Below are 20,926 nucleotides of genomic sequence, written 5' to 3'. Positions count from 1 at the left end.
ACATTCTGAGGTAAAACTATGTTGACAATGATGAGAAATCAAAAAAAAGTATTGAGCTTTTTCCTTTGGTTGGTAATTGTAGCTTTCATTGGCACCATATTTCTTGTATGGGGGATGGGAGGAAAAACAAGCTCTGCCAACTATGCCATAAAGGTCAATGATTATAAAATTTCCTATCGAGAATATCAAAATGCCTATGAGAATATGTCAAATACACTTAGACAGCTTTTTGGTGACCAGGTAAATGAAATCCCTGAGTTTAAAAATTTAAGTAAGGCTGTTGTAGACGATTTGGTTAATAAATACTTGCTTATAGAAGAAGCTAATAAACGTGGAGTATTTGTATCAGATACTGAGGTGTTACACGCAATTGCAACTACAAAGTCGTTTCAGGTCAATGGTAGATTTGATCAGCAAAGGTATATTCAAGTATTGAGCCTTAATGGGATTAATCCTGAAATATATGAAGCATCAATAAGGGAAGGGATGCTTGTTAATAAAATGGAATCCCTTATTAGAAATTCCGTAAATGTAACCGACCAAGAGATAGAAAAAGAATATATATACAGAAACAGCAGTGCGGTAATCAGATACCTGAGCCTTGAGCCTGAAAAATTTAGAAACCAAGTGACGGCAGCCGAAGAAGATGTTAAGGCATTTTATGAAGAGAACAAAGAGAATTATAGGGTGCCGGAAAAGATTAAGGTAAAATATGTGATATTTGATGAAAAAGATTACAACACTGAAGCTAAAGTTACCGATCAAGAGGCTGAAAATTATTTTCTACAAAATAAGGCAAACTTCCACCAAGATGAGCAGGTAGAAGCAAGGCATATACTTGTTAGAGTAAAAGATTTCAACGATAAAAAAGAAAATGATGCCGCCTTGAAGAAGATTAATGACGCCTTGAAAGAGATTAAAAAGGGTAAATCTTTTGCAGAAGTCGCCAAGAAATATTCGGAGGACACCACTGCAGCAAATGGCGGATATCTTGGCTTTTTTAAAAAAGGCGTAATGGTAAAAGAGTTTGAGGATGCTGCATTTAGTTTGAAGCCCGGAGAGGTCAGCAAGGCAGTAAAATCTCCATTTGGATATCATATTATCAAGGTTGAGAAAAAACTTGAAGAAAAAGATTTAAGTTTTGAAGAGGCAAAACCTCAAATCATTGAAAAGATAAAATCAGAAAAAGAGAAAGCTGGGTTTAAAGCATATGTGTTTGATACATATAGAGACATACTGAATGAATCAAATATTACTGCCTACTTGAAGAAATATCCGAACAAAATGCCGGTGTATGAGACAAATTACTTTAGCACTGATGAAAATGTAGCACCTTTTGGAAAAGACAATAAAGTTAAAAGCAATATTTTTAAGCTTGATATTGCAGAAATAAGTTCTGTGGTAGATTTAAACGGCAAAAAATATATTTTTGAACTTGTAGATAGAAAAGAGTCTTATATCCCTGCGTTTGATGAAATAAAAGATACTGTTAAGAGCGATTATATTGATAATAAAGCACTTGAAGTATCCAAAAAAGCCCTTGAGAATGAGTTAGATACAGCAAAGTCTGTGGAAGACGTCGCAAAGAAATTAAAAACAACGTACACAACTACACCTTCTTTCAAAAGACTTGAGCCAATCCCTTCATTGGGGGCAGATAGTGATTTGGTTAATGAAATTTACAAGACCAAGAAAGGTGTAATCAAAAAGGTATATGTTTTAGACGGCAGGCCATATCTCATAGAGGTAATTAGTGTTGAAAAACCCGATATGTCGGGGCTTGCTGATGAGAAGGAAAACTTAAAGGCATTTTTGCTAACATTAAAGCAGGATGAAGCCTTTAAATCGTACATTGAGAGTTTGAAGAATAAAGCTGAAATCTATATCGATCCGAATCTTGCCAATTAATAATAAAGACATAATAGGATAAAACAGTAAGGGGCGTATTAAAGCCCCTTTTTTTTATTAAAATTAAGACTGTTAAGATTTTTTTTACCCATATCTTCTACAAGTCGTTGTCGTGTATTTTTAGCTATCTGCATACTTTTATGCCCACTCGGGTCATATTTTACAAATTCTCCAAAGCCGTTTTCCACTGAGGTCGTGGCAAACTCAAGGGCTTTTTGCTGATAAGCCTCACACTTTGATATAAAATCCGGGTCATTTGATTGTCGAATACTTTTAGAAATTTTGCCGATGTTTAGAGTGTATTGATAGTTAAGTCCAAATTTAATATATTTTATTTGTTTGCTGAAATACTTTTTTTCAACATTCTTTGTTCTAAGAAAGAGGCTTCCAAGCTCTGAAGCATTGTCCAAGAGATAAAAAAGGGATGGTTTGAATTTTTTGTCAGTTAAGGCTTCTTCGGCATTTTCAGTCAGAAAGTGGGCAAAGAGCTTTTTATCGCTTCTTGATATGTAGTATTCAGGCACAAAATAATTATGAGCCACAATATCTGCAGACAGATGCGCAGCGTAGCCGTACGCAAAAGCTTTTTCGGCGTCAGTTGCCGCATTGGAAAATAATGCAGATACCGTATTCCAAGAATGTGTGTTAAGAGATTTTTTTAAAGTAGAAAAATTTTTAAAAAGGTTGAAGAGATCGGGAAATATATTACCCAGCAGAAAGTGAGCAGGGGAGTTGTTAATTATATGAAAAGACGAGTTTTCAAGTATTTTAATACCTATACTTATATGAGTCTCAAAACCCCATGCAAAAGCATCAGCAGACGTTACCAAACTTATCAAAACAGCCAAGGTAAATACTAACATATTTGATATGATAGTCATTTTGAAAATATTGAAAAGGGGTATTTGTATCAAAATATATTGTTGAAAATTAAGAGGGCGGGCTTGAAAGTCCTTGAATAAAATTCTAATTTATCTAAAAATACATAATTCAATTGTAAGGCTTAGAAATATAGGGAGTTTATTATGGCATACACACCGTTATTTTCATTTATTGGAAGCTCAGGAAGCGGGAAAACTACGTTTATTGAAAAGCTCATAGCTGAATTGAAAAACAGAGGGGTAAAGCTTGGGGTGATAAAGCACGATGCTCATAAATTTGAAATAGACAAACCAGGCAAAGACTCATATAGATTTAAACAAGCAGGAGCCGATATTGTTGCAATATCTTCTGCAGAAAAAATGGCGATAGTGAAATCATTTACATTAGCGGAAGAAACATTGGAGGAGATTGTTCTAAATTATTTCAAAGATGTAGATATGGTAATTACCGAAGGGTATAAGCAGAGCAGTATCCCTAAAATAGAAGTTTTTAGGGAGTGTGTAGGCAAACCGTTTTTGTCCGAAAACAAATCTGAGTTAATAGGTGTCATTACAGATACTGAGAATATTCCAAGAAAAGATGTAAGGATATTTGGGCTTGATGAAGTAAGCGATGTGGCAGAATATCTGGTTAAAAATGCTGATTTTAGTTTGCCTGAAATAGAAATTTCAGGTATAGATAGCAGCTTACTAGTAAAGAGTCTTGAGAGATTTTTAATGTCGTTCAGATTTTTAAAAAAGTTCAAAAAAATAAAGGTTAATATAGAGATAGAAGGGTAATGAAAGAGTTTGTTCATCTTCACCTGCACAGCCAATATTCACTTTTGGATGGTGCGATTTTAATTCCTGATTTGATAGATAAACTTAAAGAGCAAAAGGTTAAGTCTTGTGCAATAACTGACCACGGGACGATGCATGGAATAGTGGATTTTTATAAGCAGTGCCATAAAAATGAAATCAAGCCGATAATAGGGTGCGAGGTTTATGTGGCTCCGGATGACAGGAGAAATCGTGAATATGGTGCGGGAGAAGATAAAAATTATCACCTGATTTTGCTTGCAAAAAACAACAAAGGGCTTGAAAATCTTCAATATTTAGTATCGATGGCACAGCTTGAAGGTTTTTACTACAAACCGAGAATTGATAAACAGCTACTAAGTGAATATTCTGAAGGGCTTATTGGCCTATCTGCCTGCTTGGCGGGAGAGCCCCCAAGACATATTATGAGAGGTGATTATCAAAAAGCTGTGGCAGCAGCAAAAGAGTATGAAGCAATTCTTGGTAAAGGGAATTATTATCTTGAGTTACAAGACAATGGAATTGATGAGCAAAAAATAGTTAATAACCAGCTTATAAATATATCTAAAAATGAAAATATACCTCTAATAGCGACCAACGACTGCCATTATCTTAATGAAGGTGACCATACTTCCCATCAGGTTTTGATGTGTATACAGATGCAGGCCACCATTAACAGTAAAAATAAATTGGAATTTCATTCCGATAAGCTTTATGTAAAATCTCCCGAAGAGATGTGGAAATCTTTTGACAACTATCCTGAGGCATTGACGAATACTGTGAAAGTCGCCGAAATGTGTAATGTCACAATGGAGTTTGGGGCAGTCCATCTTCCTGTATTTGAAGTCCCAGAAGGTTATACGCCCGAAACATATTTTGAACATATTGCAAGGCAAGGGTTACATAGAAAAATATCCAATTTTCCGGTGGAAAAGCAAAAATTGTATATGGAGCGACTAAACTATGAAATTGAAATTATTAAGCTTAAGGGTTATGCCAGTTACTACTTAATTGTATGGGATTTTATAAACTATGCAAAAAGTAACAATATTCCGGTAGGTCCTGGTAGAGGGTCAGGTGCAGGTTCATTGGCTGCTTTTGCTATGGGGATTACTGATATAGACCCGATACGTTTTAATTTGCTCTTTGAAAGATTTTTAAATCCCGAGCGAAAAAGTATGCCCGATTTTGACATCGACTTTTGTAAAAACAAAAGGGAGCAGGTAATAAACTATGTAATAGATAAATATGGTAAAGATAAAGTAGCACAGATAGTTACGTTTGGACAGCTACTTGCCCGTGGTGTGATAAGGGATGTTGGAAGAGTTTTGGAAATCCCTTTGAAGACGGTTGATAAAATAGCAAAGCTTATTCCTGAAGCACCCGGGATGACATTGAAAAAAGCGTTAAAGGCTGACCCGAGCCTGGAGCAGGAGATAGAGAATGTGGAATCGGGTAAAGAGCTTTTGACTCACGCAAGGAAGCTTGAAGGGCTCTTAAGACAGACCGGTATGCATGCAGCGGGTGTCGTAATATCGGATAAGCCTATTATTCAATATGTACCACTTTGTAAAGGTCAAAATAATGAAGTTGTAACCCAATTTGAAAAAAACACTTTAGAGGAGATTGGGCTTGTTAAGTTTGACTTTTTAGGCCTTAAAAACCTTACAGTAATAGACTATGCGGTAAACAAAATAAGGGAAAAGGAAACAAATTTTGATATAAGCAGTATCCCTCTTGATGACAACCTGACATATGAGCTTTTATCAAACGGTTATACTACGGGTGTATTCCAGCTTGAAAGTCCCGGGATGAAAAACCTTCTCAAAAAATTAAAACCCACGACATTTGAAGACATTGTTGCCGTAGTTGCTCTTTATAGACCGGGGCCAATGGGTAGTGGGATGCTTGATGACTTTGTTAAAAGGAAGCACGGGGAGCAGGAGGTAACGTATTTTATTCCTGAATTAGAAGAAATATTAAAAGATACATATGGGATTATCGTATACCAAGAGCAGGTAATGCAAATAGCTCAGATAATTGCAGGATATTCTCTCGGTAACGCGGACTTATTGAGAAGGGCTATGGGTAAGAAAAAGCCGGAAGAGATGCAAAAACATAAAGAGATATTTCTTTACGGTGATGAAAAGCTTAATATCCCGGGAGCAAAGAAGAAAGGTTTTGACCTGAAAAAGTCTGAAGAGATATTTGATCTAATGGCAAAATTTGCCGAATATGGATTTAACAAAAGTCACTCTGCCGCGTATGCTATGGTAACTTATCAAACTGCCTTTTTGAAAGCACATTATCCTATGGAATATATGGCAGCCTTGTTGTCCAATGAGGTGGAAAAAGGGGATAAGGTTGTAGTTTTTATAGAAGAGTGTAAAAGGATGGGGATTAAAGTTTTAGCCCCTGATATAAATGAAAGTTTTAAAGATTTCACAATAGATAATGACTCGATAAGGTTTGGACTTGGAGCTATAAAAAATGTGGGCAGCGGAGCTATAGATATTATTGTAGAAGAGAGAGAAAAGAATGGTAAATATAAAAATATAACTGACCTGTGCAAAAGAATCGATTTGAGGCAGGTAAACAGAAAAGTTATAGAGTCATTAATAAAAGCAGGCGCACTTGATTGCTTTGGGAAAAAAAGGAGTCAACTATTAAATGTACTTGATACAGTTTTAAGTGAAGGGCAAAAGCATCAAAAGATGGCTTCTCAAGGGATAATGACCGTTTTTGATTTATTAAATGAGATACAAGATGAAGGGGGAAGTGATGATGACACCACTGAATATCCTGATATTGATGAGATTCCTGAAAATGAGCTGTTGAAAGGTGAAAAAGAGGTGTTAGGGTTTTATCTGTCAAGCCATCCTTTAATTAAGTATCAATATATGCTTAATATCTTAACAACAAGCACTTCCCAGTTGGAAGAGATGGAAAATGATACTCCGGTGATGGTTGGTGGGATTGTAAAGGATATAAAGATTTACAATACGAAGTCTCAGGAAAAGATGGCATTTGTCACTATTGAAGATATCGAGGGTGTTGCTGATGTAGTTGTCTTTCCCAAGCTATATTTGTCAAACATGCGATATATTGATGAGGATAAAATTTTAGTAATAAAAGGCAGATACAATACAAGCAATGACAGAAAGTCGGTTGTAGCAGAAGATATATACGAAATTACAGAAGCTATTGAAAAACTGACGGAGCATATTACAATAAAAATCAATCCGTTAGGAATGACAAAGGAAAAAATATCTCAAATAAAGGTTGTAGTAACAAGCAATAAAGGTTCAATCCCTCTAAAGTTTGTTATAAAAAGGGAAGGGAAGTATGAGGTTGCAATGAGTGTTGCCGAGGAATATTATGTAAAGCCTAAGGTTTCGCTTTTTAAACAGATAGAGGATTTGATTGGCGAAGATAGGATAGAATTCAGTATAAAAAAGGCAGAATAATGAATGTAGTAATGACAATAGGCGGCTCTGACCCCATTGCAGGGGCAGGTATTCAGGCTGATATTAAGACAATTTCCGCAGTTGGGTGTTACGGTTGCAGTGTAATCACTTCAGTAACAGCTCAAAATACTGCAAAAGTCTTGGGTGTATATGATTTGCCGGTTAATATAATTATAGACCAGTTTAGAGCTATTGTAGACGACTTGAAGGTTGATGCAGTAAAGATAGGAATGCTTTCTAGTTCTGATATCATTTATGCTGTAATAGAGTTATTGAAGGCGTACAAGTTGAAAAATATTGTGATTGATCCTGTTATGGTGTCAAGCAGTGGCAAAAAACTTTTGGAAGATAATGCAATAACTGCTTTGAAAGAGCTGATAAAGATAGCTGACTTGGTTACCCCAAACAAGAACGAGGCTGAAGTTATTTTTGGTATTAATTTAGAACAATCTGATATTTCTGATAAAACTAAAGAGCATATAATCAATTTCGGTGTGCCTAATATTCTGATAAAGGGTGGGCATTTTGAAGGTGAGCATTCAAAGGACATACTTTTTACGGGCGGAGTTACTATAGATTTTTCTTCTGAAAGATTAATCATCAAAGATGTTCACGGGACAGGCTGTACATTATCTTCAGCTATAGCTTCATTTATTGCTAAAGGTAACGATATAGTAACTTCCGTAAGATATGCAAAGGAATATATCACGGGGGCCATACAACATTCAATAAAATTTAGCGAAAATAACAAGCAAAGATTGATTGATCATTTTTATAATAAGAGTTTTTAGCAGGCAGCATATTAATGATCGATACCTTGGTATGAAAATTTTATTGATTTAAAAGAAATATACTGATAATAGCTCAAATGTAAGGCAGTTAACGGGGCGTAGCGCAGCTTGGTAGCGCATCGGTTTCGGGTACCGAGGGTCGGAGGTTCAAATCCTCTCGCCCCGATATTTAATCTAAATGCTTAAGCGACAATCGTCAGAAGAAAATTTTATTATTTTATAAGTGGAATGTTTTAAGATTGCATAGCTCGATTTTACTTGAAAAAGTATTGTCAATATTATATTACTGAAAGGATTTAGTTACCAAAGGAGAAAACAATGAGAATAGCTGTAGTTGGAACAGGATATGTTGGTCTTGTGACAGGTGCATGTTTGGCCGAATTTGGCATGTTTGTTACCTGTGTTGATGTTGATTCCGTAAAGATAGAAAATCTTAAAAAGGGTGTTATCCCTATTTATGAGCCCGGTCTTGATGAAATAGTTGAGAAAAATTACAAGGCAGGAAGATTAAATTTTACTACCGATATAGCTGAAGCGGTAAAAAATAATTTGGTAATTTTTATTGCAGTGGGCACTCCGCCGAAAGAGGACGGTAGTGCAGACCTTAAGTATGTAGAGCAGGTGGCAAAAGATATTGCCAAAAATATGAACGGTTATAAGGTGGTTGTCAACAAAAGTACCGTCCCTGTGGGCACGGGTCAAAGAGTTAAAAATATCATAAAGTCAGTGGTTGGGGAAAATACCCGTTTTGATGTTGTCAGTAACCCTGAGTTTTTGAGGGAAGGGGCAGCGGTAAACGATTTTATGAGACCTGACAGGATAGTTATCGGTGTGGAGAGTGATGAAGCTGCCGCTATTATGAAAGATATCTATAGTGCCCATTACTTAAATGAAGCACCTTTTGTGGTGACCAATATTGAAACTGCAGAAATGATTAAATATGCTTCAAATGCTTTTCTTGCCTTGAAGATTACGTATATTAATGAAATTGCAAACCTTTGTGATTTAGTCGGAGCTGATGTTCATAAGGTTGCCAAAGCTATGGGGATGGATGGCAGGATAAGTCCTAAATTTTTGCATCCGGGGCCCGGTTACGGCGGCTCATGTTTTCCTAAAGATACGAGCGCATTAGCCTATATAGCCAAAGAAAAAGGGTATGAGTTTAAGACAATTGATACTGTTATAAAGGTAAATGAAGAACAAAAGCTAAGGATGGTCAATAAAATTGCCAATCTTCTTGGTGTAGATTTGAATAAAGCAAAACCGTTTGAAGGGAAAACCATAGCTATTTTGGGATTATCTTTTAAACCAAATACGGATGATATGAGAGATTCTCCTTCCATTGTAATCGTGAATAAGCTTGTAGAGTTTGGAGCTCAGGTAAATGCTTTTGACCCAATTGCTATGGAAAACGCCAAAAGTATTTTTGGCGATAGTATTAGCTATTGTCAGGATGAGTATGAAGCTTGCAAAGGTTCTGATTGCCTTGTGATAGTAACTGAGTGGAATCAATTTAGAAAGCTTGATATGGAAAGAATTAAAACTTTACTGAGAGAGCATAACCTTGCTGATTTGCGAAATATATATGAACCAACAAAGATAAAAAATCTTGGATTCAACTATACTTGTGTGGGAAGGCCTTTGTAATTTATGGATAGAAAGCTAATAAGAAACTTTTCGATAATAGCTCATATTGACCACGGAAAATCAACTATTGCGGATAGATTGATAGAATATACCGGTGCAATCGACAAGAGGGAGATGAAATCTCAGCTTCTGGATTCTATGGATATAGAAAGGGAGCGGGGTATTACAATTAAAGCTCAGACAGTTAGGCTATATTACAAGGCTGATGATGGTAATACATATCAATTAAATTTAATTGATACTCCGGGGCATGTTGACTTTACGTATGAAGTTTCAAGAAGTCTCGCCGCCTGTGAAGGGGCTTTGCTTGTGGTTGACGCATCCCAAGGGGTCGAAGCTCAGACAATTGCAAACGTTTATATGGCAATTGAGCAAAATTTAGAGCTAATCCCTGTAATAAATAAAATAGATCTTCCAAGTGCTGACTTTGAGCGAGTGAAAAATGAGATTGAAGAGATAATAGGGATAGATGCGTCTAATGCTATTCCTGCGAGTGCTAAAGAAGGGATTGGGACTAAAGAAATTTTGGAAGGCATCGTAAAATATATTCCTCATCCCAAAGGGGATGAAAACAAACCATTAAAGGCAGTTATTTTTGATTCTTGGTATGACGCTTATCAGGGGGTTATCGTTTTGATAAGGGTTATTGAAGGGGCTATCAAGAATGGTGATAAGATAAAATTTATGGCTACCGATAAGGAGCACGATGTTGACAGTATTGGTATATTTACTCCAAAAGATACGAAAGTAGATTCCCTTTCGGCAGGAGAGGTAGGGTATATTATTGCCGGAATTAAAGAGCTGAAAGATGTAAAAATCGGGGATACTGTTACCCATGTTAAAAATCCTACCAAAGAACCTTTTCCGGGATTCAAAAATGTAAAACCAGTAGTATTTTGTGGTTTTTATCCGGTCGACCCTAAAGATTATGAAGATTTAAGGGATGCACTGGAAAAGTTGATGCTTAATGACTCATCCATTACATACGAGCCTGAAAATTCTATGGCTCTTGGCTTTGGTTTTAGATGCGGCTTTCTTGGGCTTTTGCATATGGAGATTATTCAGGAGAGACTTGAAAGGGAATTTGACCTTAATCTTATTACTACTGCCCCTACCGTAATCTATAAAGTGACTAAAACTGACGGTACTACTGTTGACGTTGATAATCCGGCTAAATTGCCACCGGTTGGTGAGATAGATATAATTGAAGAGCCTATAATAAATGCGACTATCGTTTTGCCAAATGAATATGTAGGCAATGTTATTCAGCTTTTGCAACAGAAAAGAGGGATACAGAAAAATATGCATTATGTTTCTCAGACAAGGGTGATATTAGAGTATGAAATTCCGCTTTCTGAAGTGGTTATTGATTTTTATGATAAACTAAAGTCAGCATCAAAAGGGTATGCATCTTTCGACTACGAACATGCGGGATACAAGGTATCTGCATTAACGAAGCTTGATATTTTGATAAACGGTGAACCGGTGGATGCTTTAAGTATCATTGTCCATAGAGATCAAGCATATTACAAAGGGCGTGAGCTTGTGGATAAGATGAAAGATGTTATTCCAAGACAGATGTTTGATATAGCGATTCAGGCAGCTCTTGGTAATAAGATTATTGCAAGGAGTACTGTTAAGGCATTTAGAAAAAATGTTACTGCGAAGTGTTATGGTGGAGATATTACTCGAAAGAAAAAGCTGCTTGAAAAACAGAAAGAAGGGAAAAAGCGAATGAGGAAGATTGGCAAAGTTGATGTCCCTCAAGAAGCTTTCCTTGCAATTTTAAAAATCGGAGAAGAGTAGAATGGATGACCAACAGATTAAAAAGAATAAGTTTAAAGATACGATAGACTCAATTATCGTTGCATTTGTTATAGCAATGATAATTAGAGCATTTTTTTTGCAGGCTTATAAAATACCATCAGGGTCTATGTTAAATACCCTTCTTATAGGGGATCATATTCTTGTAAATAAGGCTTCATATCTTTTTACTGAACCAAAAAGGGGAGATGTTATTGTCTTTGAATATCCTATTGAACCTGAAAAAGACTTTATTAAAAGAGTGATTGGCCTACCCGGCGATAAGATTAAAATGGAAAATAAGAAGATTTATATTAATTCAGAGCCTTTGAACGAAAGGTATGTCAGATATGAGACCGATTTTATATTTAAAGGGGATAACCCCCGAGATAACTTTGATGAATTTACGGTCCCTAAGGGGAAATACTTTGTTATGGGTGACAATAGGGATTCAAGCTTTGACAGTAGGTATTGGGGGTTTGTTTCAAAAGATATGATTAAAGGGAAAGCTCTTATAATTTACTGGTCATGGCAATTTAGTCCTAAATTTGAGCTTAGACTAAGCAGGGTATTAAAGTTTATTCATTGAAATATTGACTTTTTTAATGATATAATAATATCGGAGGAATAATATGGGGACATATATAAAGTTTATAATAACGCTCATAGTGATATATTGCCTCATACTGTTGGGTTTACCTTGGGCTAAATATACAATTTATAAGAGTGCTGCAGAGAGGATAATGTTAAATGAAGAAAAGCTTCCAAAATCAAAAGTTATCAGCTCATTACTTACAGAGGCGGAAGATTTAAAAATCCCTTTAAAAAAAGAAAATATTAAGTTTATTGAGGATTATGCTGATAAAATTACTACCGTGGTAGAATACACAGAGGTAGTTAATTTTCCTGTCATTAATAAAAAAGTAGAATATAAATTTAAAATTGAAAAAGAAAGACCTCTGAAAGGAGAGAATAGTGGATACTAAGTATAAGAGAATATTACTCAAACTAAGTGGCGAAGCTTTAATGGGGAAGCAACAGTTTGGTATTGACGGTGAAACAGTCAAGTATATTGCCGAAGAGATAAAAAAGGTACACGAATTGGGTGTGAATATCGGTGTAGTGGTTGGCGGTGGCAATATCTTCAGAGGTGTTTCTGAGTCTGCCAAAGGGATGGATAGAGTAAGTGCAGATTATATGGGGATGTTGGCTACGGTAATAAACTCTCTTGCCTTGCAAAATGCTCTTGAAAATATTGGAGTGCCTACCCGAGTTCAGACTGCAATAGAAATGAGGGAGATAGCAGAACCCTTTATCAGAAGGCGTGCAATGAGGCACTTTGAGAAGAATAGGGTCGTTATCTTTGGTGCAGGGACAGGCAATCCTTATTTTACGACCGACACGGCAGCAACGCTCAGAGCATCCGAGATTAATGCCGAAGTTGTTTTAAAAGCTACTAAGGTAGACGGCATCTATGATGCTGATCCAGTAAAAGATAAAGATGCCAAGAAATTTGATGAGATTACATATCTGGATGTCTTAAATAAGGGGCTAAAAGTTATGGACTCTACTGCAATCAGTATGTGTATGGACAATAAAATTCCAATAATTGTTTTTGACTTGTATGGGAAGGATAATATTTTAAATATAGTTTTAGGTAAACAAATTGGTACATTAGTGGAGGAAGAACATGCTTAATACTGTTATCGAAGAAGCAAAAGAAAAAATGTCAAAATCTTTGGAACATTACAAAAATGAGCTGAAAGGGATTAGAACTGGCAGGGCATCTGTTGCAATGTTTGAAGGGATAAAAGTAGACTATTATGGTACGCCGACCCCAATTAATCAGGTGGGGACACTTAGTGCACCAGAGCCAAGACTTATAACTATTCAACCATGGGAGCCATCCCTTATCCCTGCTATTGAAAAGGCTATTATGTCCAGTAATCTTGGGTTTAACCCTTCAAATGATGGAGTAATGATTAGAGTACCTATTCCTCAGCTTACAGAGGAAAGGAGAAAAGAGATTGTTAAGCTTATTAAAAAGATGGCTGAAGATGCAAAAGTTGTCATAAGAAATATTAGAAGGGATGCAAACGAAAATATAAAGCAGTTGGAAAAAGATAAAGAGATTTCTGAAGATGATGCAAAGAAAGGGACTGCAAAAGTTCAAGAGCTTACAGATGACTTTATCAAAAAGGTTGATGAAGTCACCGCATTGAAAGAAAAGGATGTAATGGAAATATAATGAGAAAAAAGTTGCCGAAGCACATCGGCATCATTATGGATGGAAATGGCAGGTGGGCTAAAAGGCGCGGCCTGCCAAGAGTTTTTGGTCACAAGGAAGGTGTTAAAGCGGTAAAAAGGATAGTCTCTTATGCAGCTGAAAGGGGTATAAAATATTTAAGCCTTTTTGCATTTTCCACTGAGAATTGGAACAGGCCCAAAGATGAAGTGTCCGCATTAATGAAATTATTAAACGAATACCTCCAGAAAGAGATTAATGAGCTAATTGAAAAGGGGGTAAGCCTTAGGGTTTCGGGCCGTGTAGATATGTTGCCTGACGAAACAAGACAGAAACTTCTTGATGCCATAGAGTTATCTAAAAATAATAACAAGTTAGTTTTAAATTTATGTTTAAGCTACGGTGGAAGGAGTGAGATTATAGATGCAGCAAAAAATGCTGCTATGGATGTGGCAAGTGGTAAGCTGACTTTGGAAGATTTTGAGTCAAAATTTGATAACTATCTCTATAATCCTGATATCCCCGATATCGACCTACTCATTCGCACAAGCGGAGAGCAAAGGATTAGTAATTTTATGCTTTACAGAATAGCTTACAGCGAGCTTTATTTTACACAGACTCTTTGGCCGGGGTTTTATGAGGATGAACTTGACCTGGCAATAGATGAGTATCAGACGAGACAAAGAAGATTTGGAAAAACTGATGAGCAGGTAAAGGGTAACTGATGACAAATCAATCGCAGCGAATTATTACGGCAATAGTGTTAATACCATCACTTATATTTTTTATTATATATTCTTCAGATTTGGTATTTTTTATAGGGTTACTTGCTTTGATACTTGTAGCGGCATATGAGTTTTCAAAGCTTATTGACAAAGCGGGTTACAAAAATCTCAAACTTCCCACAATTTTAGGTTCGGTTTTAATCCCTTTTAGCTTTTATATCGAAAGGGTAGATGTTTTTCTGTTTTCCGTATTTATAATTTCCTTTTTATCACTGGTTGTAAAACTTTTCGGTAGCAAACCGCTTGACGATACTTACAGGACGGTTGGTTTTACATTTTTAAACGTTTTTTACGTCCCTTTTTACTTTTCTTTCGTTCAATTGCTGAAAAATATAAATTATCACTATATATTTTACCTGCTTGTAATTATTTGGGCAAGCGACACTTTTGCGTATTTTTTTGGGATTAAGTTTGGAAAGCATAGGCTTTATGAAATCATAAGCCCCAAGAAAAGCATAGAAGGGCTTATAGCAGGTCTTGTTGGAGCATTGTTGGTAGGGCTTGCTTATTCCATAATATTTTTAAAATTAAGTATTGTTCATACATTAATATCATCGTTTTTAGTGGCAGGCGCAGGTGTAGTAGGCGACCTTGTAGAGTCAATGTTTAAGAGGAAGGCAAGTGTAAAGGATAGTGGTAATTTATTTCCTGGTCATGGCGGGATGCTTGACAGGATAGATTCACTTTTGTTTGGTGCACCTGTTTTATATTTTTATGTTGAGATGTTTATCTTATGATAAAAAAAGTAGGAATAGTTGGCTCCACAGGCTCTATCGGGAGGCAAGCTGTTGATGTTATTTTAAGAAACAAAGGTGCTTTTGAAGTTGTTTTTTTGTCTTGTAATTCTAATATTCAGGAGTTGCAAAAGCAGATAGCCTTATTAAAACCTAAGTTTGCTATAGTCCTTGATGGGAATAAAGGGATAAAGAAGATTGATAATACAAAAATCTTGCATACTATAAGTGATTTGCTTTCTTTAATTTCTACTCAAGAAATTGACCTTTTACTTTCCGCAGCTGTTGGTTTTTCAGGGATTAGACCGACCTATGAGGCTATTAAATCAGGGATCGATGTTGCGCTTGCAAATAAAGAGTCCATAGTTTCTGGGGGTAAGATACTGACTTACCTTGCTAAAAATACAGGGAGTAAGATTATCCCTGTAGACAGTGAACATTCGGCAATTTACCAGTGCTTAATGGGGAATGATAAGGATAAGGTGGCATCTATAACCCTTACGGCAAGTGGTGGCCCTTTTATAAAAAGGCCTGATGATTCCCTTTCATTTGTTAGTGTGGAGGAAACGTTAAAGCACCCGAATTGGAGTATGGGGGCAAAGATAACTGTTGATTCTGCAACAATGATGAACAAAGGGCTGGAGCTAATCGAAGCAAAATATCTGTTTGATGTGCCTGCAGAGATACTCAATGTAGTTATTCATCCGCAAAGCATAATTCATTCAGTGGTTTCATATATTGATGGTAGCACTATAGCCCAACTTGGCTACCCGGATATGCGGACGCCTATATCGTTTGCATTGGGTTTCCCGGAAAGGGTTAACTCAGGAGTAAACACAATAGATTTGGCTAAAATTTCTAACTTAACCTTTTATGAGCCTGATTTTAATAAGTACAAATGCCTTAAAATAGCTGTAGACGTTCTAAAAAGTGGGTCGAATGTTTTGATGATTGCCATGAATGCGGCAAATGAGATAGCGGTAGAACTTTTCTTAAAAAGAAAAATCAAATTTACAGATATTGCTGATATCGTAGAAAAAACGGTTTACAGCTTTGCCGAAAAAGAGGTTTCGGATATTGAAGAAATATTTGAAATGGATATATTGGCAAGACAGACATCTATAAAAATATGTAAAACCGAGTATGGAGTTTAGGTAAATGGGGATAATTGCAGCTGTTGTAGTTTTTGGTATATTGGTTTTTGTTCATGAATTGGGGCATTTTCTCTTTGCCAAATATTTTAAAGTTTATGTGGAAAAGTTTTCAATCGGCTTTGGTCCAAGTATTGTTTCAAAAAAATACGGGGAGACTGAATACTTGATTTCAGCTGTCCCTCTTGGTGGATATGTAAAAATGTATGGGGAAGATCCGAGTGCAGATATCCCCGAAGAGATGAAGAAAAAAGCATTTTCACACAAGCCCCTTTATCAAAGGTCATTAATAGTGTTTGCCGGGCCACTGTTTAATCTTATTTTGGCAGTATTTCTTTTTGCTATTATAAATATGTTTGGTATGCCGATGCTTTTACCTGTAATCGATAAGGTACAGGAGGGGATGCCGGCCTTTGAGGCGGGTATAAAAAGTGGGGATAAAATTGTCAGCATTGACGGTATAGATATAAAATATTGGGATGAGATGAGTGGCATAATCAAAAAAAATCCCGGGAAGACCCTTGAAATTAAGATTTTAAGGGGAAGTGAGCAGCTTACACTTCATATTGTCCCAAAGCTTTCAAAATCAAAAAATATTTTTGGAGAAGAAGTGCGTGTTGGGCTGATAGGTGTAACGCCGAAGGATGAGTTCGTGACTGTAAGATATAATCTTTTGGATGCGATAAGCAAAGGGTTTGAGAAAACATATGAAGTGACCAAACTTACAATTGTTGGTATCGTCAAGATTTTTCAAAAGGTAGTTCCGGCAGATAATATTGGCGGACCAATAATGATCTTTCAAATGGCAAAAGAGACTGCACAAATAGGGATAAACAGCCTTATAGCTTTTATGGCGGTCATAAGCATAAATCTTGCGATTTTGAATCTTTTGCCGGTGCCGGTATTGGATGGTGGACATCTTTTTTTCTATATGGTAGAGGCGGTAATAAGAAGGCCTGTCAGCATGAAGGTAAGAGAATACGCAAATATGGTAGGGCTTGCTTTACTGCTTGCATTAATGGCATTTGCGTTTTATAACGATATTGTTAGAATTTTACACAATTAGAGGTAAAAAACATGTTTAAAAATGAATTAATTATAGACGGTAGAAAATTTAAAAGCAGACTTATGATTGGTACAGGGAAATTTCAGTCCAATGAAGTTATGAAACAGGCTATTGAGGCAAGTGGTGCGGAGATAGTTACTGTTGCTTTAAGGCGTGTTGATATTGAAAATCCTGAAGATGACTTATTACGACATATAGATATGGAAAAATATTTACTCTTGCCAAATACTTCAGGAGCAAGAGATGCTACAGAAGCGGTGAGACTTGCAAGGCTTGCAAGGGCTGCAGGGTGTGAGCCCTGGGTAAAGCTTGAGGTTACTCCCGATCCGTATTATCTTCTTCCTGACCCCATAGAAACCTTTAAAGCTGCAGAAATACTTGTAAAAGAAGGGTTTAAGGTTTTGCCTTATATTAATGCCGATCCTATTTTGTGCAAAAGGCTTGAAGAGATTGGGACGGTTACCGTAATGCCTTTGGGAGCTCCCATAGGGACAAACAAAGGGCTTAAAACCGTAGAGAATCTTAAAATTATAATTGAGCAGTCAAATATTCCGGTGGTAGTAGATGCGGGTATTGGTGCTCCAAGCCATGCTGCTTATGCAATAGAGCTTGGTGCCGATGCAGTACTTGTTAATACTGCAATTGCTACAGCTGGTGACCCTGTAAAAATGGCTACTTCATTCAAGCTTGCCGTTGAAGCAGCGTGTGTTGCTCGAGATGCGGGTATGCCTACGGAAAAACAATATGCGGATGCTTCGAGCCCTCTAACGGGATTTTTGAGGGACTGATATGAGTTTTTACGATGAAATAAGTAAATATAACTGGTCAGAGGTTAAGGATTTTATATATTCTAGAAAGGAACCTGATGTTTTAAATGCTATAAATAAAAATGCGCTATCTTTGGAAGATTTTGCGGCACTTTTATCACCGGCTGCGGAAAAATTTCTTGAGCCAATGGCAAAAGAATCTCATAGGATTACCTTGCAACGATTTGGCAAGACGATCAAAATATATATCCCTATGTATGTTTCAAATGAGTGTGTAAATTCTTGCGTATATTGCGGATTTAATGTTCATAACAAGTTTAAGAGGAAGACCCTTACTCTTGATGAAGTCAAGTTAGAGCTTGATGTTATAAAAAAAACAGGGATTAAACATATATTAATATGCTCAGGGGAACACCCTAAGAAGGTATCCGTTGATTACTTAAATGAAGTTGTAAAACTTGCCAGAAAAGATTTTTCTTCAATCATTATAGAAGTTCAGCCGTTAGACGAAAATGAGTATCGTATTTTGTATAATTCCGGGGCCGACAGCCTCGCTCTTTATCAGGAAACCTATAATAAGGATACCTATAAAGAAGTACATCTTGGTGGTAAGAAAACTGATTATAGATATAGGCTTGAGGCACCTGAGAGGGCAGCGGCTGCAGGGCTCAGGACAATAGGAATAGGTGCTTTGATGGGGCTTGACGACTTTAGGGTAGAAGAATTTTTTGTCGGACTCCATGCAAGATATCTTATGAGAAAATTTTGGAAGACACATATAACCGTATCCTTTCCAAGGATACGGGATGCAGAGGGGCATTTCAAACCTACATATTTAATAAATGACAAAAATCTTGTTCAGTCTATGCTCTCACTTAGACTTTTTTTGCATGATGTGGGGCTTGTTATATCTACAAGAGAGCCAGCAGAACTAAGAGATAAGCTAATCTATCTCGGAGTTACTCAGATGAGTGCCGGATCAAAGACAAATCCCGGAGGATATGCTGCCGGTGAAGAAGAAGGGAAACAGTTTGAAGTTGAAGATACAAGAAGCGCAGAGGAATTTATAGAATCTGTTAGAAAAAAAGGGTTTGACCCGGTGCTAAAGGACTGGGATTCATCATTTATAAATGCAGTATAAAAATATTACAATTCACGACAATGCTTACGGCGGGTATGGGGTTGGCACCCTTGACTCTGGCAAAAAGGTTTTTATCCCTTTTGCAGTAAAAGGGGATATTGTCGACATCGAGATTACCGAGGATAAAAAAAGTTTTTCATACGGAATAATTAAGAGTCTTATCAAACCTTCAGAATTGAGAGACAATAAACCTTACTGCCCTTTCTTGAATGAATGTGGAGGCTGTCTTTTTGGCAACATTAAATATGAAGAACAGGTTAGGATAAAAGAAAATATATTAAAGTACAACTTTAACGAAATAGAAAATTTTCATATAGATAACGTTTTCTATGCCAACCCGTTAAGATATCGTATCAAATGTAGCATTAAATTTAAAGATGGCAGGTTTGGTTTTTACAAATTTAATACAAGAGAGCTTATAAGTATATCTGATTGCCCTGTAATATCTGAAAATATAATTGAAAAAGTAAAAGATATCGCAAAAGGTAGTGTTGGGTTTACGGAATTGAATTTTATTGAAAATAATGAAGGGAAAGTTGTTTGTGATATTGACAATATAGGATATACAAACTATACAACAAAATTTGGTGACTTGTTTGTTTCCCCTAAGGTTTTTTCCCAAAGTAACAGGTATTTAAATACTCAGTTACAGGAAACAGCGACAAGCTTATTACCGGAAAAAGGAAATATTCTTGAGCTTTATTGTGGGAATGGGTTTTTCACGATAACCCTTTCAAAAACGGCTAAATCGATACTTGCAGTAGATTTTGACAGAGAGGTTATTAAACTAGCGAAGAAAAGCAATATTGATAATTGTAAGTTTATTGCTTACGATTTAACAAGACCCTTTTCTCCTAATTTTCAGTTTGATTCGCTTTTTGTTGACCCTTCAAGGCAGGGGCTGTCAAAATCGGTTATAAGGCTTATAAAAAATAAACTGCCTAAAGAGATTGTATATGTTTCTTGCAATCCGACAACCATGAAAAGGGATATTAAAAATATTTCGGAATTTTATAAAATTGATAAATTTTATATGTTTGATATGTTTCCAAATACATATCATATAGAGTCCGTAGCAAAATTAGTATTGAAATGAATATATTTTACAATTTTTATGATATTGTGTTCTTAAAATTAAATTTTAACGAACAACATCTTCTTGAAAGCATAAATTTTGTTGAAAAATGCGAAGTTAAGAAGACAGATATCCGTCATGAAAATCATGAATATATTATAAAAATTCTTGATAATTATTTTGGCGTAAAAAAATATGGGTTAAATTTTGATTTACTTGAGACAAGTGGGTTAAGCAAATTCTATATTGATGTTTATAAAACACTTCTTGAGGTACCTATCGGTACAATGATTACATATAAAGAATTAGCTATAAATTCGGGACATTCAGGTGCATATCGTGCTGTTGGCAGTGCTATGGCAAGAAATAGATGGCCAATTTTAATCCCTTGTCACCGAGTGAAAGCTGTAAACTCTATAGGTGGATATTCATCAGGAGTAGAGCTTAAGAAAAAATTGATAGAGACAGAAGAAAAGTTTGTACAAAAGCTTTATTGATGGTATTTTGATTCGTGATTCGTATTTTCATCCTTACTTACACTCACACATCCACAGCCATTGTGGGCGCAGCGAAGCAATCCCCAAACGTTAAACGGTAAAAAAATAAACCTTACATAAGGCTTAAGGGAGTAACTTGTAGTGGACTATAATAATTTGCCTGGCACTTT

19 protein-coding genes and 1 tRNA gene are annotated in these 20,926 nt (G+C 36.2%); 19 read left to right on the top strand and 1 reads right to left on the bottom strand.

The features are described from left to right. The first annotated feature begins 18 nt into the window (after nucleotides 1-18). Nucleotides 19-1,908 (top strand): SurA N-terminal domain-containing protein, encoded by a 1,890-nt coding sequence (locus LF845_RS03085; RefSeq protein ID WP_242819533.1) that lies wholly within the window; start codon nucleotides 19-21, stop codon nucleotides 1,906-1,908. Between the two features lie 38 nt (nucleotides 1,909-1,946). Here LF845_RS03085 and LF845_RS03080 read toward each other — a convergent pair whose 3' ends face one another. After that, nucleotides 1,947-2,771, bottom strand: a complete 825-nt coding sequence (locus tag LF845_RS03080) for a zinc dependent phospholipase C family protein (protein WP_242819532.1) — start codon at nucleotides 2,769-2,771, stop codon at nucleotides 1,947-1,949. Between the two features lie 162 nt (nucleotides 2,772-2,933). On the opposite strand from LF845_RS03080, the gene mobB reads away from it, so the two are divergent. From mobB to LF845_RS02990, 18 genes are all read left to right on the top strand, one after another. Further along, nucleotides 2,934-3,569 carry a molybdopterin-guanine dinucleotide biosynthesis protein B gene (gene mobB / locus LF845_RS03075; RefSeq protein ID WP_242819531.1) on the top strand — a complete coding sequence of 212 codons (636 nt, stop codon included), beginning with the start codon at nucleotides 2,934-2,936 and terminating at the stop codon, nucleotides 3,567-3,569. Next, a complete protein-coding gene (locus LF845_RS03070) occupies nucleotides 3,569-7,054 on the top strand; it encodes a DNA polymerase III subunit alpha (protein WP_242819530.1) in 3,486 nt (1,161 codons plus the stop codon). Before mobB ends, LF845_RS03070 begins: the two co-directional genes overlap by 1 nt. Beyond that, a complete protein-coding gene (thiD, locus tag LF845_RS03065; protein WP_242819529.1) occupies nucleotides 7,054-7,845 on the top strand; it encodes a bifunctional hydroxymethylpyrimidine kinase/phosphomethylpyrimidine kinase in 792 nt (263 codons plus the stop codon). Before LF845_RS03070 ends, thiD begins: the two co-directional genes overlap by 1 nt. Before the next feature lie 92 nt (nucleotides 7,846-7,937). Next, nucleotides 7,938-8,011: transfer RNA gene (locus tag LF845_RS03060), tRNA-Pro, on the top strand. A gap of 152 nt (nucleotides 8,012-8,163) precedes the next feature. Further along, nucleotides 8,164-9,492: a UDP-glucose dehydrogenase family protein gene (locus LF845_RS03055; protein WP_242819528.1), complete on the top strand. Its 1,329-nt coding sequence runs from the start codon at nucleotides 8,164-8,166 to the stop codon at nucleotides 9,490-9,492. Between the two features lie 3 nt (nucleotides 9,493-9,495). Then, nucleotides 9,496-11,298, top strand: a complete 1,803-nt coding sequence (lepA, locus tag LF845_RS03050; RefSeq protein WP_242819527.1) for a translation elongation factor 4 — start codon at nucleotides 9,496-9,498, stop codon at nucleotides 11,296-11,298. 1 nt (nucleotide 11,299) lies between these two features. After that, a complete protein-coding gene (gene lepB / locus LF845_RS03045) occupies nucleotides 11,300-11,884 on the top strand; it encodes a signal peptidase I (RefSeq protein WP_242819526.1) in 585 nt (194 codons plus the stop codon). A gap of 43 nt (nucleotides 11,885-11,927) precedes the next feature. Further along, nucleotides 11,928-12,281, top strand: coding sequence for a hypothetical protein (locus LF845_RS03040; protein WP_242819525.1), 354 nt, complete (start codon nucleotides 11,928-11,930; stop codon nucleotides 12,279-12,281). Continuing rightward, the gene (pyrH, locus tag LF845_RS03035) at nucleotides 12,268-12,993 is read left to right on the top strand and encodes a UMP kinase (RefSeq protein WP_423220568.1); all 726 of its coding nucleotides are present in this window, start codon (nucleotides 12,268-12,270) and stop codon (nucleotides 12,991-12,993) included. The genes LF845_RS03040 and pyrH overlap by 14 nt, the downstream gene beginning before the upstream one ends. Beyond that, the gene (gene frr, locus LF845_RS03030; RefSeq protein ID WP_242819523.1) at nucleotides 12,986-13,543 is read left to right on the top strand and encodes a ribosome recycling factor; all 558 of its coding nucleotides are present in this window, start codon (nucleotides 12,986-12,988) and stop codon (nucleotides 13,541-13,543) included. Before pyrH ends, frr begins: the two co-directional genes overlap by 8 nt. Continuing rightward, nucleotides 13,543-14,265 (top strand): isoprenyl transferase, encoded by a 723-nt coding sequence (locus LF845_RS03025; protein WP_242819522.1) that lies wholly within the window; start codon nucleotides 13,543-13,545, stop codon nucleotides 14,263-14,265. The genes frr and LF845_RS03025 overlap by 1 nt, the downstream gene beginning before the upstream one ends. Then, nucleotides 14,265-15,062, top strand: a complete 798-nt coding sequence (locus LF845_RS03020) for a phosphatidate cytidylyltransferase (RefSeq protein ID WP_242819521.1) — start codon at nucleotides 14,265-14,267, stop codon at nucleotides 15,060-15,062. Before LF845_RS03025 ends, LF845_RS03020 begins: the two co-directional genes overlap by 1 nt. Continuing rightward, nucleotides 15,059-16,213 carry a 1-deoxy-D-xylulose-5-phosphate reductoisomerase gene (gene dxr / locus LF845_RS03015; protein ID WP_242819520.1) on the top strand — a complete coding sequence of 385 codons (1,155 nt, stop codon included), beginning with the start codon at nucleotides 15,059-15,061 and terminating at the stop codon, nucleotides 16,211-16,213. Before LF845_RS03020 ends, dxr begins: the two co-directional genes overlap by 4 nt. Nucleotides 16,214-16,217: 4 nt before the next feature. Beyond that, nucleotides 16,218-17,276 (top strand): RIP metalloprotease RseP, encoded by a 1,059-nt coding sequence (gene rseP, locus LF845_RS03010; protein ID WP_242819519.1) that lies wholly within the window; start codon nucleotides 16,218-16,220, stop codon nucleotides 17,274-17,276. 11 nt (nucleotides 17,277-17,287) lie between these two features. Continuing rightward, nucleotides 17,288-18,064 (top strand): thiazole synthase, encoded by a 777-nt coding sequence (locus tag LF845_RS03005; RefSeq protein WP_242819518.1) that lies wholly within the window; start codon nucleotides 17,288-17,290, stop codon nucleotides 18,062-18,064. 1 nt (nucleotide 18,065) lies between these two features. Then, on the top strand, nucleotides 18,066-19,184 hold the full coding sequence (gene thiH / locus LF845_RS03000) for a 2-iminoacetate synthase ThiH (RefSeq protein ID WP_242819517.1): 1,119 nt from the start codon (nucleotides 18,066-18,068) through the stop codon (nucleotides 19,182-19,184). Further along, nucleotides 19,174-20,280: a class I SAM-dependent RNA methyltransferase gene (locus LF845_RS02995; protein WP_242819516.1), complete on the top strand. Its 1,107-nt coding sequence runs from the start codon at nucleotides 19,174-19,176 to the stop codon at nucleotides 20,278-20,280. Before thiH ends, LF845_RS02995 begins: the two co-directional genes overlap by 11 nt. 26 nt (nucleotides 20,281-20,306) lie before the next feature. After that, nucleotides 20,307-20,756: a methylated-DNA--[protein]-cysteine S-methyltransferase gene (locus LF845_RS02990; protein WP_242819515.1), complete on the top strand. Its 450-nt coding sequence runs from the start codon at nucleotides 20,307-20,309 to the stop codon at nucleotides 20,754-20,756. The last annotated feature ends 170 nt before the right edge of the window (nucleotides 20,757-20,926 follow it).

The organism is Deferrivibrio essentukiensis (assembly GCF_020480685.1).
Lineage (GTDB): Bacteria > Chrysiogenota > Deferribacteres > Deferribacterales > Deferrivibrionaceae > Deferrivibrio > Deferrivibrio essentukiensis.
The sequence above is the reverse complement of the archived record's forward strand: the minus strand, read 5'-3'. Positions and strand labels throughout refer to the sequence as shown.

What these genes read in the sequence shown, in the direction of transcription:
- thiD (WP_242819529.1), top strand. Translation starts at nt 7,054, where the DNA reads ATGAATGTAGTAATGACAATAGGCGGCTCTGACCCCATTGCAGGGGCA.
- frr (WP_242819523.1), top strand. Translation starts at nt 12,986, where the DNA reads ATGCTTAATACTGTTATCGAAGAAGCAAAAGAAAAAATGTCAAAATCT.
- LF845_RS03040 (WP_242819525.1), top strand. Translation starts at nt 11,928, where the DNA reads ATGGGGACATATATAAAGTTTATAATAACGCTCATAGTGATATATTGC.
- dxr (WP_242819520.1), top strand. Translation starts at nt 15,059, where the DNA reads ATGATAAAAAAAGTAGGAATAGTTGGCTCCACAGGCTCTATCGGGAGG.
- rseP (WP_242819519.1), top strand. Translation starts at nt 16,218, where the DNA reads ATGGGGATAATTGCAGCTGTTGTAGTTTTTGGTATATTGGTTTTTGTT.
- LF845_RS03070 (WP_242819530.1), top strand. Translation starts at nt 3,569, where the DNA reads ATGAAAGAGTTTGTTCATCTTCACCTGCACAGCCAATATTCACTTTTG.
- mobB (WP_242819531.1), top strand. Translation starts at nt 2,934, where the DNA reads ATGGCATACACACCGTTATTTTCATTTATTGGAAGCTCAGGAAGCGGG.
- LF845_RS02995 (WP_242819516.1), top strand. Translation starts at nt 19,174, where the DNA reads ATGCAGTATAAAAATATTACAATTCACGACAATGCTTACGGCGGGTAT.
- LF845_RS03055 (WP_242819528.1), top strand. Translation starts at nt 8,164, where the DNA reads ATGAGAATAGCTGTAGTTGGAACAGGATATGTTGGTCTTGTGACAGGT.
- lepA (WP_242819527.1), top strand. Translation starts at nt 9,496, where the DNA reads ATGGATAGAAAGCTAATAAGAAACTTTTCGATAATAGCTCATATTGAC.
- LF845_RS03085 (WP_242819533.1), top strand. Translation starts at nt 19, where the DNA reads ATGTTGACAATGATGAGAAATCAAAAAAAAGTATTGAGCTTTTTCCTT.
- lepB (WP_242819526.1), top strand. Translation starts at nt 11,300, where the DNA reads ATGGATGACCAACAGATTAAAAAGAATAAGTTTAAAGATACGATAGAC.
- LF845_RS03025 (WP_242819522.1), top strand. Translation starts at nt 13,543, where the DNA reads ATGAGAAAAAAGTTGCCGAAGCACATCGGCATCATTATGGATGGAAAT.
- LF845_RS03080 (WP_242819532.1), bottom strand. Translation starts at nt 2,771, where the DNA reads ATGTTAGTATTTACCTTGGCTGTTTTGATAAGTTTGGTAACGTCTGCT.
- LF845_RS03005 (WP_242819518.1), top strand. Translation starts at nt 17,288, where the DNA reads ATGTTTAAAAATGAATTAATTATAGACGGTAGAAAATTTAAAAGCAGA.
- LF845_RS03020 (WP_242819521.1), top strand. Translation starts at nt 14,265, where the DNA reads ATGACAAATCAATCGCAGCGAATTATTACGGCAATAGTGTTAATACCA.
- thiH (WP_242819517.1), top strand. Translation starts at nt 18,066, where the DNA reads ATGAGTTTTTACGATGAAATAAGTAAATATAACTGGTCAGAGGTTAAG.